The 11998-nt window shown below is 55.0% G+C and carries 12 protein-coding genes; 4 read left to right on the plus strand and 8 right to left on the minus strand.

The window, feature by feature from the left end; genetic code table 11:
• Nucleotides 1-9: 9 nt before the first annotated feature.
• From VNZ60_RS16560 to uvrA, 3 genes are all read right to left on the minus strand, one after another.
• Nucleotides 10-1227, minus strand: a complete 1218-nt coding sequence (locus tag VNZ60_RS16560) for an FAD-dependent oxidoreductase (RefSeq protein ID WP_325660995.1) — start codon at nt 1225-1227, stop codon at nt 10-12.
• 25 nt (nt 1228-1252) lie between these two features.
• A complete protein-coding gene (locus VNZ60_RS16565; protein WP_325660997.1) occupies nt 1253-2032 on the minus strand; it encodes a phytanoyl-CoA dioxygenase family protein in 780 nt (259 codons plus the stop codon).
• Nucleotides 2033-2100: 68 nt separating this feature from the next.
• The gene (uvrA, locus tag VNZ60_RS16570) at nt 2101-4953 is read right to left on the minus strand and encodes an excinuclease ABC subunit UvrA (RefSeq protein ID WP_325660999.1); all 2853 of its coding nucleotides are present in this window, start codon (nt 4951-4953) and stop codon (nt 2101-2103) included.
• A 203-nt stretch (nt 4954-5156) separates the two neighbouring features.
• Here uvrA and VNZ60_RS16575 point away from each other — a divergent pair, with 203 nt between their 5' ends.
• The 4 genes from VNZ60_RS16575 to VNZ60_RS16590 all read left to right on the plus strand — a co-directional run bounded on the left by VNZ60_RS16575 (nt 5157) and on the right by VNZ60_RS16590 (nt 7979).
• Nucleotides 5157-6407: an MFS transporter gene (locus tag VNZ60_RS16575; protein ID WP_414648869.1), complete on the plus strand. Its 1251-nt coding sequence runs from the start codon at nt 5157-5159 to the stop codon at nt 6405-6407.
• Nucleotides 6408-6536: 129 nt separating this feature from the next.
• The gene (ssb, locus tag VNZ60_RS16580) at nt 6537-7034 is read left to right on the plus strand and encodes a single-stranded DNA-binding protein (RefSeq protein WP_325661001.1); all 498 of its coding nucleotides are present in this window, start codon (nt 6537-6539) and stop codon (nt 7032-7034) included.
• Nucleotides 7035-7165: 131 nt separating this feature from the next.
• Nucleotides 7166-7528 carry a hypothetical protein gene (locus tag VNZ60_RS16585; protein WP_325661003.1) on the plus strand — a complete coding sequence of 121 codons (363 nt, stop codon included), beginning with the start codon at nt 7166-7168 and terminating at the stop codon, nt 7526-7528.
• Nucleotides 7500-7979 carry a hypothetical protein gene (locus VNZ60_RS16590; RefSeq protein WP_325661005.1) on the plus strand — a complete coding sequence of 160 codons (480 nt, stop codon included), beginning with the start codon at nt 7500-7502 and terminating at the stop codon, nt 7977-7979. Before VNZ60_RS16585 ends, VNZ60_RS16590 begins: the two co-directional genes overlap by 29 nt.
• A gap of 658 nt (nt 7980-8637) precedes the next feature.
• Here VNZ60_RS16590 and VNZ60_RS16595 read toward each other — a convergent pair.
• The 5 genes from VNZ60_RS16595 to VNZ60_RS16615 all read right to left on the minus strand — a co-directional run.
• On the minus strand, nt 8638-9045 hold the full coding sequence (locus tag VNZ60_RS16595) for a nuclear transport factor 2 family protein (RefSeq protein WP_325661007.1): 408 nt from the start codon (nt 9043-9045) through the stop codon (nt 8638-8640).
• 189 nt (nt 9046-9234) lie between these two features.
• The gene (locus VNZ60_RS16600) at nt 9235-9987 is read right to left on the minus strand and encodes an SDR family oxidoreductase (protein ID WP_325661025.1); all 753 of its coding nucleotides are present in this window, start codon (nt 9985-9987) and stop codon (nt 9235-9237) included.
• Between the two features lie 205 nt (nt 9988-10192).
• Nucleotides 10193-10768 (minus strand): TetR/AcrR family transcriptional regulator, encoded by a 576-nt coding sequence (locus tag VNZ60_RS16605; RefSeq protein WP_325661009.1) that lies wholly within the window; start codon nt 10766-10768, stop codon nt 10193-10195.
• Nucleotides 10769-10937: 169 nt separating this feature from the next.
• Entirely contained in the window at nt 10938-11594 is a 657-nt protein-coding gene (gene adk, locus VNZ60_RS16610; protein ID WP_325661011.1) for an adenylate kinase, read from the minus strand.
• A gap of 97 nt (nt 11595-11691) precedes the next feature.
• Nucleotides 11692-11998 (minus strand): AMP-binding enzyme (locus VNZ60_RS16615; protein WP_414648870.1); only part of this gene is annotated, 307 nt, incomplete at its 5' end.

Here is an 11998-nt window from a genome sequence, read left to right on the forward strand (position 1 = left end):
AGGCGCTGTCTATTTCAGGGTTTGCAACTTGCCGAACAACCAGCCTGTCTTACTGCCGCTGAGCGTCATTGCCATCTGCTCGCGGGCTATCGGCATACGGCATAGCGGGCCCAGGGCGATATCGCGCAAGGTACTGGCGATGCGCGAATCGGATTGAAAGAATGGCGTCAGCAATTTGCTGGCGCCCTGGTAATAACGCAGATGGGCGCGCCGCCGTTGCGAATACAGGATCAGCGCCGGCTCTACCGCTGGCGTTTCGGCAAAACAGCTTGCCAGCGTCATCGCGTCGATCAACGCCAGATTGGCGCCTTGCCCCAGTTGCGGACTGGTGGCGTGGGCGGAGTCGCCAATGCAAACCACCCGCGCATCATGCCAGTGCCGCATCTGCACATCGGCATAGCGTGCGAAAGTAAGTTGTTCAGGGCTTTGTATATGCTGCAGAACCGTTGCGATCGGCGCCAGCTCCAGCACGGTTTTTTTCCACGTTTCCAAGCCTTGCTCTTGCCAATGCAGCAAGCGGTCTGCGCGCAGACTCCAGAACAGGCTGAGTATCGGCTGCTCCATTTGCTGATAGGCAAATCCGGTCGGCATCAAGCCCAGCATTTGCCGCGCATGACGGAACCATTGGCGCAGCCCGCCCTGGGTCAAGCCATCGTCGGGCACCAGCGCCCACAAAGCGCCCCAGGGATAAGGCGTAATTTTTTGCGGAATCGCCAGCGCCGCTCGCAATTGCGAACGGCTGCCGTCGGCAATCACGGCGCAGTCGAATTCACCGGCCAGGTGTTCCGCACTGCCTGGCGCCGGAGTGCGGCAAAACAGCAAGGTTTTGCCGCCCGTTTGCTGGATGCGCGTGATGTCGGCCCCGGTGCGGATCTCTACCCCTGTGCTTTGCACGGCCTGCCATAGCACCGAAAACAAGGCGCCGCGATGCAGGCCGAGGCCGAACGATTGCTGGTCGTAATGGCGGTAACGAACGTCCAGCACCGTGCGGCCGCCAGCGGTAGTGCCGAACAGGCGGTCGCTGCGGGCGCCGTGTTCCAGGATTTGATCGAGCAGCCCCAGCGCTGCCAGCACCTGCATGCCGGTCGGCTGCAGCAAGATGCCGGCGCCTACCGCGCTCGGCTGCGCGACTCTTTCGAAGAGGGTGACATGATGGCCGGCGCGAGCCAGGAACAGGGCGCTGGCGGCACCCGCCGTGCCACCGCCGATGATCGCTATGCGCGGCATGGTTGCGGCGCGCCGGGGACGGCTTTCAATGGCTCAGAAGAATGTCTGGCGCGGCGGCAGAACGGCTGCCGGGCAGCGGCTGATTGCTTTGTCCATGATACGCAAAGACCACCGATTCCTTAACCGTCTCGGTATTGTTCCTGCCGGCCGCATGGAACAGCCCGCTGTGGAAAAAAACCACATCGCCTTGATGCAATTCCACCGATTTTCCCAACGCAAATAGAGCCTGGTTCTCCACAACTTCAGGGCGCAGGAAATCCAGTTCATCCATTTGTTCCGGTTTCATATCGAGCCGATGCGAACCTGGAATGAAGCGCAGGCCGCCATTGTTTTCATTTTCGCTATCGAGCGCCAGCCAGACCGAAATCAGCTCGTTGCGCGGAAACGACCAGTAGCGGATATCGCGATGCCAGCCGGTGGCGGTGCCGAAATGCGGGTGCTTGGTCATCACGCAATTATGGTGCGACAAAGTCAGGCATACCGGTTCGCCCAGCAGCAACTCCAACTTCGCCACCAGTTGCGGATTGCTGGCCCAGGCGCGATAGCTATCGTCGCGCTGATAGGCATTGCGCAGGCGTCGCGCGGTGCGGCCGCCGACGCTGTCAAGCGACTTCGGCGCACCGGCGTAGCCGACTTCCGATTCATATTCCAGCGGCGCCACCGCTTGCGCCAGATGGGCATTGGTGGTGGCCACCATCCGCTGGCAATCGGCCGCCGGCGCCATGCGCGGCAGGATCAGGTAACCGTCTTTTTCAAAGGCGTCAATTTGCGCTGCGGACAGCGCTGGAGTGGTGTTGGTAGACATGATTATCTCGTGTTATCGCATTCCATCAGCGTAGCAGGGGGCGAACACTGCCGCTGTGGAATGGCTGTTTATTTTTTATGCAGTAATGGTCCCAGATATTTACCGGTGACGCTGGCCTCGTTGGCCGCGACCTGTTCCGGTGTCCCGGTAGCGATGATGCGGCCACCGCCAGCGCCGCCTTCCGGCCCCAGATCGATCAGCCAGTCAGCGGTTTTGATGACATCCAGATTATGCTCGATGATGACCACGGTATTGCCTTGATTGCGCAGGCGGTGGATCACTTTCAGCAGCAGGTCGATGTCATGGAAATGCAAGCCAGTGGTAGGTTCATCCAGGATGTACAAGGTGCGGCCGGTATCGCGCTTCGACAGTTCCAGCGACAGCTTGACCCGTTGCGCTTCGCCGCCGGACAAGGTGGTAGCGCTTTGGCCGAGGCGGATATAACCGAGACCGACATCCAGCAAGGTATGCAATTTGCGCGCGATGACCGGCACCGGTTTGAAGAATTCATGGGCTTCTTCCACCGTCATGGCTAGCACTTCGGTAATGTTCTTGCCCTTGTAATGCACTTCCAGCGTCTCGCGGTTGTAGCGCTTGCCGTGGCAGACATCGCAAGGCACATACACGTCCGGCAGAAAGTGCATTTCCACTTTGATCACGCCGTCGCCCTGGCAGGCTTCGCAGCGGCCGCCCTTGACGTTGAATGAGAAACGTCCGGCGTTATAGCCGCGTTCCTTGGCCATCGGCACGGTCGAAAACAAATCTCGGATCGGCGTGAACAAGCCGGTGTAAGTGGCAGGATTCGAACGCGGCGTGCGGCCGATAGGCGCCTGGTCGACCGAAATGACTTTGTCGAAATGTTCGAGGCCGCCTATCGATTCGTGCGCCGCCGGTTCCGCTTGCGAGCCATACAAATGGCGTGCGGCGGCGTGATACAGCGTATCGTTGACCAGCGTCGATTTGCCCGAGCCGGAAACCCCGGTGACACAGGTCAGCAAGCCGACCGGCAAATTCATCGTGACGTTTTTCAGGTTGTTGCCGGTGGCGCCGGTGATGATGAACTGGCGGTCAGGATCGGCCGGCGTGCGTTTTTCCGGCACCGCGATTTTCAGCGTGCCGTTCAGGTATTTGGCGGTCAGCGATTTTTTACTTTTCAGAATCTGCTCCAGCGTACCTTCGGCGATCACTTCGCCGCCGTGCACACCAGCGCCCAGTCCCATGTCGACCACATAATCGGCGGTGCGGATCGCATCTTCATCGTGCTCCACCACCAGCACGCTGTTACCGATGTCGCGCAAATGGCGCAGGGTTTCGATCAGACGGTCGTTATCGCGCTGATGCAAGCCGATCGACGGTTCATCCAGCACATACATGACGCCGGTCAGGCCGGAACCGATTTGCGAAGCCAGCCGGATCCGTTGCGCTTCGCCGCCGGACAAGGTGTCGGCGCTGCGTTCCAGCGACAGGTAATCGAGGCCGACATTATTCAGGAAGGTCAGGCGTGAGACGATTTCTTTGATGATGCGGTCGGCGATTTCCTTCTTGGCGCCAGTCAGTTTCAGCTTTTCAAAGAACGACAAAGTCTCACGCAGCGGCGTCGCGGCGACTTCGTAAATGGCTCTTTCCTGCTTGCCGTTGCCGACCTTGACGAAGCGTGCTTCGACGCGCAGCCGCGCACCGTGGCAGGACGGGCATTCCTTTTCATTGATGAACTTGGCCAGTTCTTCCTTGACCGCCATCGAATCGGTTTCGCGATAGCGGCGCTGCAGATTGTTGACCACGCCTTCAAACGTGTGCTCCTTGATGACCGTGCGGCCGCGTTCATTGACGTAGCTGAACGGAATCGTTTCGCGGCCGGAGCCATACAACACTGCCTGCTGGGATTTTTCCGGCAGTTTTTCAAACGGCACGTCGATGTCGAAATCGTAGTGCGCCGCGATGCTGGTCAGCATCTGGAAATAGAACTGGTTGCGCCGGTCCCAGCCCTTGACCGCGCCGCTGGCCAGCGACAGGTTAGGGAAGGCGACGATGCGCTTGGGATCGAAAAATTCGATATGGCCGAGGCCGTCGCATTCCGGGCAGGCGCCCATCGGATTGTTAAAGGAGAACAGGCGTGGTTCCAGTTCCTGCAGCGAATAACCGCAGGTCGGGCAGGCGAACTTGTTGGAGTACACGTGCTCGGCGCCGCTATCCATTTCCAGCGCAATCGCGCGGCCTTCAGCCAGGCGCAGCGCGGTTTCGAAACTTTCCGCCAGCCGCTGTTTGACGTCTGCTTTTACTTTCAAGCGGTCGATCACCACATCGATAGTGTGCTTCTCGGTCTTCTTCAGTTTGGGCAGATCGTCGACTTCATAAATCTTGGCAGTACCGGTACCGCTCTGGATCCGGAAGCGCACAAAACCTTGCGCCTGCATCTGTTCAAACAGGTCGACATGTTCGCCCTTGCGATTGGCCACCACCGGCGCCAGGATCATCAGCTTGGTCTCTTCCGGCATCGCCAGCACCGCATCCACCATCTGCGACACCGATTGCGCCGCCAGCGGTTTTTCCGGATGGTCCGGGCAGTATGGCGTGCCGACGCGTGCATACAGCAAACGCAGGTAATCGTGAATCTCAGTCACGGTGCCGACAGTGGAACGCGGATTGTGCGAAGTGGCTTTCTGCTCGATCGAAATCGCCGGCGACAAACCTTCGATCAGATCGACATCCGGCTTTTCCATCAACTGCAGGAATTGCCTGGCGTAGGAAGACAGCGATTCGACGTAGCGCCGCTGGCCTTCCGCGTACAGCGTATCGAACGCCAGCGACGATTTGCCGGAGCCGGACAAGCCGGTGATCACGATCAGTTTGTTGCGCGGTAAATCCAGATTGATGTTCTTGAGGTTATGCGTACGCGCACCCCGGATGCGGATCTCTTCCATTTACAGCTTTCAGCGTGAGTTTAAGGCCGTGTTGGCTTGTTGGAATTGCAATTTTCACGTTTGAAAGGCCAGCTTCTGGCGCCGGCGGGGGTGTTAGCCCAGCGCATCGATGGCATAGTCAATGGCATATCAAACGGATCAACCTGATACTATAACGGGTTTCGATCTTCGTCGTTGCACCCCCTTCAACGGCGCATCCGTTAATGCCCAATATGATTAGTTCGCCCACCACTCCCGATAATGACGCCGGCAGCCGCATGAGCCGTGCCGAAGTCAAGGCCAGCGGCGCTTTGGCCTCGATATTTGCATTGCGCATGCTCGGCCTGTTTTTGATTTTGCCGGTGTTTGCGGTGCATGCTAAAACCTTGCCCGGCGGCGACAGTGCTGCACTGGTCGGCCTGGCCATGGGGATTTACGGCCTGGCGCAATCGTTCGGACAAATTCCGTTTGGCGTTGCCTCCGACAAATACGGCCGCAAGAAAATCATCGTCATCGGCTTGATTCTGTTTGCATTGGGATCCTTCATTGCCGCCGCTGCAGGCGATATCTACTGGGTCATCATCGGCCGCGCGATACAAGGCGCGGGCGCGATCTCGGCAGCAGTGACCGCTTTCATCGCCGATTCCACCAGGGAAGAGCATCGCACCAAGGCCATGGCGATGGTCGGCGGCTCCATCGGTTTGACGTTTGCCCTGTCGCTGATCATTTCGCCGCTGTTGTACCAATGGGTCGGCATGGGCGGCATCTTTGCCATGACCGGCATCCTGTCGCTGGCGGCGATAGCGGTGGTGGTGTGGCTGGTGCCATCGGCGCCGCTGGTCAAGGCCAGGCGCGTGGCCTGGTCGGAAATCTTGCGCAACAGTGAACTGATGCGGCTCAACTATGGCGTATTCGCCTTGCATATGACGCAAATGGCGATGTTCGTGGTGATGCCGGCGGCGCTGGTCAAATACGCCGACTTGCCGCTGGAGTCGCACTGGAAAATCTATCTGCCGGTGGTGCTGGCATCTTTTGTACTGATGCTGCCGCCGGTGTTTGTCGGCGAGAAGCAGGGCAAGATGAAGCAGGTGATGCTGGCCGCCGTGGCTTTGTTGCTGGCGGTGCAACTCGGTCTGCTGCTGACGTTCTCCATGGCAACGATCCATTGGCAATGGCTGGTGGTGCTGTTGCTGGGATTTTTCATTGCCTTCAACGTACTGGAAGCCAGCCAGCCGTCGCTGGTGTCGCGCATCGCGCCGCCGGCCGCCAAAGGAGCTGCTCTGGGCGTCTACAACACCATGCAAGCCCTGGGTTTGTTCTGCGGCGGCGCCCTAGGCGGATTGCTTAAACAGCATGTTGGCGCCCCCTCGGTTTTCATATTAGGCGCGGCAGCGACCCTGGGCTGGCTTATAATCGCATCCAGCATGAAAAATTTGCCGCGCCGGGGTCGTTCATCGGCTACTGCGGCAGCGTAGTGCACAACGCGCAGCAAGGCCCGCAGCAAGGCCCATTAAGCAGCATCAGACAGCAAGCGCCTTGGGCACGATGCATCAAGCGCAGTTTTCAACGCATTTTCAAGATATGAGCATTTAGGAGAGCATTACATGGCATCGGTCAATAAAGTCATCATCGTCGGCAATCTCGGCCGCGACCCGGAAACACGCTACATGCCGAACGGCGAAGCAGTCACCAACATCGCCGTGGCCACGACGGAAAGCTGGAAAGACAAGAACAGCGGCGAGAAAAAGGAATTAACCGAGTGGCACCGCATTACCTTCTATCGCAAGCTGGCGGAGATCGCCGGCCAGTACCTGAAAAAAGGTTCGCAGATCTACATCGAAGGCCGTCTGCAAACGCGCAAATGGCAAGACAAGGATGGCGCTGAACGCTACACCACGGAAATCATCGCCGACACCATGCAGATGCTCGGCAGCCGTCAAGGCGCGGGCGGCAGTGCACCTATGGACGACAGCGGCTACAGCAGCGCGCCACCGGCACGCCAGCAAAATACCGGCGCCCCGGCAGCCCCAGCCCGCCAGCAGGCGCCAGCGTCGCGGCCAGCGCCGAATTTCTCGGATATGGATGACGATATTCCGTTCTAGCACCTAACTTTTTAGTTTTGTAAACACCCGACCCACTTCTCTATATGAGGAGTGGGTTTTTTCTTATTTACATAGAAGTTGTAGTTTGATTTAATAAAAACTTATCTACTAACTTTAAAGAAAGTAAATAAGTGTCAGCCTCTCAATCTCTTGAGGTTCGCAATCTCGTATTTTCTTTCGGCGAAAGGTTTCCCGCACTCATCGATCGTGAGACGGGAATTCCTGACTTCGATGTCACCCTCTACGTTTTGACACAGCTCAGAGCCAGGAACCTCTCTTCATCCACTCTCACTGCTGCAATCCGCTCTGTGATGTTCGGGTATCAAGTGCTGGAGCACATGGGAATTGATTTCCAAGAACGAATCGACAACGGGAAGTTATTTGACTTGGGGGGAGCTCGATCGCTTAGTGGACAGCTTCTCGTGGACTCAAAAAAAGCTCCGACGGGTTTTGGTCAAATCGGCTATGGCATCGATTCCGAGGCGCGTATTTAGCCTTGAGTCGGTCCGCAAGTCAGCTCCGGCGATGGACGACTCACAAAGCATCAATGCTGAAACAGTGGCAACCAGACTGTTGTATTTCCGTGATTTCGTGAAGTGGAAAATTGATCGCAGCCTATATGCGCTTTCGATAGATCATGAGAACTATTTAAGACTGCGCGATGCCAAGGATCGTGCATTAGTTACCATTAATACCCGCATACCCAAAGGTTTTTCTAAGAGCGATTTACTTGCTCGCCAAGGCTTATCCGCAGAAGAGATCAGTTTGTTGCTGGAGGTCGTTAAACTCGACTCTATATGCAATCCTTGGAAGTCGGAATTCATACGAGTGCGTAACCGTCTGATCGTCCATTTGCTGTTGAGCCTCGGTCTTCGCAAAGGGGAATTGTTGGGGATTAAGATTGGTGATATGAACCTCGAGAAGAATGAGTTGGCCACGAGCTAGCGAAGCGCCGCATTGGGTATTTTCCGTCTCAATCTTAAGCCTGGCTGATAGCGTAGTTGCTGCTTTCGGCGATGACGGCTGGAGAATTGGAGAGCCTTTCCGACAGAAAAGGGGAGTTTCAGCCTTCAGCAATGCGTTTAATCAGAGCTCTACGACATAAATTACACAGAATACGATATCCCCACTACGATGTGACCTTGGTGGTGATCCGATTTGCAGCGTGTGCCTGTCTATCCTAGATTGGATTCCCCCTGTGCCCTTGGGAGATCTTCCCACTCACGTCACCCTCGCCCAGGAATGAAGATTATGAATCGCGTAACTAACTCGATGTAATAGATACTGTGTACGGGAAGCCTAAAACGGAAAGTGTAAACAAACCTGGCTTTTTACCCAATTTGTTTACGTTTATAAATGCAAAAAATCTATTGGCAATTGTTTAATTGGATTTCGAGACTGTTTACACAATTAGGTATGCAGAACCGTTCTAGGAAATATGTTTTTGTATTTGTGAACAAAACTAACGCAGCCCTTGAAAAGGCTGCGTTTTTTATTGTTTACACTTTTTTTTTGAAATTATTATTTCGCTCCTTAAGGCATACCTCAAAAAAAAGTAGCCAATGGTTGGCTCGTTTGTGCGACGACAACCCGGCCTGATAATTCAGAGTTCTTCAGGAAATTTGTTGCCGAACATGGGAAGGCCGCTCTTTGACTCCTCATGCGAAGCCTCGTCTTGAATGACGTCCCAATGCTCGACCAGAATGCCATCGACGATGCGCAGAATGTCTGCCGCGATCCAGTTCTTCGGCTGGCCATGGCCAGAAAATCGCCCGTGGACGATCACGAAATCGCCATCGGCCACTATCACCCCCGGTTCGTACTTCAGCGTAGCTGGAACGCTTTTGATGAGATTGAACAGGCCGTCGCGGCCGGGTTCGATATGCGCGCTATGCTGGATGTAATTGGGCGACCAATAACGCTCACATGTCACGTAATCACGCTTGTTAAACAAGGTGTCGAATGCCTCAAGGACAAGTGCTTTATTTTTCGTTTCAATCGTTTCATTCATTTTGTTCTCCAAATTCACGGTTGTGCTCTCCGCCGTAAAGATAGCTGCACGGCTTATCAAGAAAGCTTCGCAGACCAGGCCGCAGCCTGATCTCAGCCCGTACTGGAACGGCGACGACGTGCACAAAGGACTCGCCTCGCACGGAGGTCGTCACAACGCACTATCGTCGCCCGCCCGAACCATCTCCGATCAATGTGGCGGTTGCTCCATCATGTCGTTGAACTGGATTACAAACGCAGCCTCGTCAGGTCCCGGGTTATTGCGCAGCATCTTTGCGCCCTCCACCAACACCTCCTCCGCGTCTGTTCCAAGGACCTTGATAGTTTCGTCGATGAACTGTGCCAGAGGCATCGCCCGAGGTTCGTCATTGCTATTCAGCAGATCCGTTTGCACCCAGGGCGGAGCTAACTCCAGCACCTTCACCGAACTGTCTTTCAACTTGTAGCGCAGCGATTGGGTGTACGAGTGTATGGCCGCCTTGGTGGAGGAATACACCGCCGACATCGCCAGTGGCACAAACCCCAGTACCGACGATACATTGATGACAGTAGCCGCATCCTGTTTCTTCAAGTGCTCGATCAGCGCCGACGTCATCCGGATCGGGCCCGCCAGATTGGTCGTGATGGTCGACACCAGGAGGCCTTCATCGATTGTGCTCGCGGCATCGTCGATCTGCATGATGCCCGCGTTATTGATCAGCACATTAAGCTTTGGGTGCTCTGCAATCAGTTTTGTTGCGACCGCCGCGATGCTGGCAGGATCCTCGACATTGAGTTCCACCGACTGCATGCCGGGATTCGCCTTGGTTACTTCATCCAGATGGCCCTTACGCCGGCCGGAGATGATTACCTGGTTTCCCAGTTTGTGCAAAGCCTCTGCCAGGCCACGCCCAATTCCTGAACCACCACCAGTAATAAAGATAGTATTTCCACTAAGTTTCATTTTCTGTTCCTCTTGTTTGGTTTGTTTAAATACAATTTGCAGCAGGGCGTGCTCTGGCCCGTTCGTCAAACAACCGGGGCGTTCCCAGTCGATCTTCCTACCATCTCGTGGCGGAATTTTTAGCAGTCATGTAAGTCTCCTTTAATATGACCGGTCATCTTAAAAATGCTAGAAAAAAACCAAAAAAACTGTTTGCGACAGTGGATCAGACCAGAATTTTACGAAACGTCACATCCATGAATGCATCAAATGCATCGCGACTCCGTTCAACTCTCGCCCTCAAGGTCGCCCCTTCCCACGCATTGAGCAAAAATCCCGCGAGTGTCTGTGCGTTCAGTTCATTCCCTATCGAGTGATCGGCTTGGCCGGCAGCAATGGTCGCCCCAATAGTTTTGGTCCAAGCTTCATACACTCGCGCTAACTCGCTTCTGATGATCGGACTTTGATCCGACAGTTCAGCACTAAAATTTCCGAGCAAGCAACCTTGTTCAAAGTCGAGGCTAACGATCATTTCATTGAGTGCAACAAAATACTGTCTCAACCGTTCCACTGGCGCGATTGACTGATCTGTCAATACATCTCGAAAGTTACCGCGGGTTCCATAATAGGCCACGATCTCCGCTCCGAGCGCTTCCTTGCTCTCGAAGTGGTTGTAAAACGACCCCTTCGGCACACCGGCTGAAACAGTAATGTCTTGCACGCTGCAACCATTGAAACCCTTCTCGGGGAGGAGTTTTAATGCTGCTTCGATAATATGGTCGTGTACGTTCGGCTTTGGCATGAAAATATAATATGACCGGTCATCTCATATGTCAAGCAAGACTCTTCAGATTTTTAATGATCAGGAAGCAGCAACGTATAGCCGAATCCGGCCAATACCTTCGCCTGCGATCAAGGTATATGAGCTAGCAGTTACCCGGTTTGATAGGGGTCTATTGAATGCGCATCCTTTACAGCGCGATAGCCGCAAATGCATTAGCCCGAATCACGTCCACAAAGCCGACACCGTCTATCTTCCGATATTTTGCCGCCCCGGGTTGTCCGGACTGAGCCCATTGCGTGTAATAGGCAATCAGCATTTCCGTTTGCTCGTGATAGACCCTTAAGCGTTTTTTAACCGTCTCTTCCCTATCGTCGTCGCGCAGAATCAAATTCTCACCGGTCATATCGTCTGTTCCCTCGACCTTCGGCGGATTGAATTTCACATGGTAGGTACGACCAGACGGCGGATGAATCCGGCGCCCGCTGATGCGTTCCAGAATGACCTCGTCCGGCACATCGATCTCCAGCACGTAGTCAATTCCGACGCCGGCTTCCTTCATCATCTCGGCCTGTGGCAGCGTGCGCGGAAATCCATCGAACAGATAGCCGTTGGCGCAATCGGCTTGCTTCAAGCGATCTTTAACAAGGCGAATAATGATTTCGTCTGATACCAAGCCGCCCGCGTCCATCACCTGTTTCACTTCCGCGCTCAGAGGCGTCTTGTCTTTTATCGCAGCTCGTAACATATCTCCGGTGGAGATATGCGGGATATTGAAACTTTCCTTAATAAAATTGGCTTGTGTGCCTTTTCCCGCACCAGGCGGTCCTAAGAGTATGAGACGCATAATATTTCCGTAAAGTGAGATTCAATTCTCGTGTCAATGACAATTCCGTGTTGCTTCAATGCCGGGCATGTTTTCATCGCATTGATTAATTGATTGATTAAACCGGCTGCTTGAGCTGCTCCAGAATGGCCGGATTTTCCAGCGTGGAAACATCCTGGGTGATTTCCTCGCCTTTGGCCAGTACCCGCAGCAAACGGCGCATGATCTTGCCGGAACGGGTTTTTGGCAAGTTGTCGCCGAAACGGATTTCCCTTGGTTTGGCGATCGGCCCGATTTCCTTGGCGACCCAGTCGCGCAATTCCTTGGCGATCTGTTTGGCTTCATCGCCGGTGGGCCGGCTGCGCTTGAGGACCACGAAGGCGCAGATGGCTTCGCCGGTGGTTTCGTCCGGCTTGCCGACCACG

The sequence above is a fragment of the Collimonas sp. genome (genome assembly GCF_035566375.1).
Classification (GTDB): Bacteria; Pseudomonadota; Gammaproteobacteria; order Burkholderiales; family Burkholderiaceae_D; genus Collimonas.

What these genes read in the sequence shown, in the direction of transcription:
- VNZ60_RS16560 (WP_325660995.1), bottom strand. Translation starts at nt 1,227, where the DNA reads ATGCCGCGCATAGCGATCATCGGCGGTGGCACGGCGGGTGCCGCCAGC.
- VNZ60_RS16565 (WP_325660997.1), bottom strand. Translation starts at nt 2,032, where the DNA reads ATGTCTACCAACACCACTCCAGCGCTGTCCGCAGCGCAAATTGACGCC.
- uvrA (WP_325660999.1), bottom strand. Translation starts at nt 4,953, where the DNA reads ATGGAAGAGATCCGCATCCGGGGTGCGCGTACGCATAACCTCAAGAAC.
- VNZ60_RS16575 (WP_414648869.1), top strand. Translation starts at nt 5,157, where the DNA reads ATGCCCAATATGATTAGTTCGCCCACCACTCCCGATAATGACGCCGGC.
- ssb (WP_325661001.1), top strand. Translation starts at nt 6,537, where the DNA reads ATGGCATCGGTCAATAAAGTCATCATCGTCGGCAATCTCGGCCGCGAC.
- VNZ60_RS16590 (WP_325661005.1), top strand. Translation starts at nt 7,500, where the DNA reads ATGGCATCGATTCCGAGGCGCGTATTTAGCCTTGAGTCGGTCCGCAAG.
- VNZ60_RS16595 (WP_325661007.1), bottom strand. Translation starts at nt 9,045, where the DNA reads ATGAATGAAACGATTGAAACGAAAAATAAAGCACTTGTCCTTGAGGCA.
- VNZ60_RS16600 (WP_325661025.1), bottom strand. Translation starts at nt 9,987, where the DNA reads ATGAAACTTAGTGGAAATACTATCTTTATTACTGGTGGTGGTTCAGGA.
- VNZ60_RS16605 (WP_325661009.1), bottom strand. Translation starts at nt 10,768, where the DNA reads ATGCCAAAGCCGAACGTACACGACCATATTATCGAAGCAGCATTAAAA.
- adk (WP_325661011.1), bottom strand. Translation starts at nt 11,594, where the DNA reads ATGCGTCTCATACTCTTAGGACCGCCTGGTGCGGGAAAAGGCACACAA.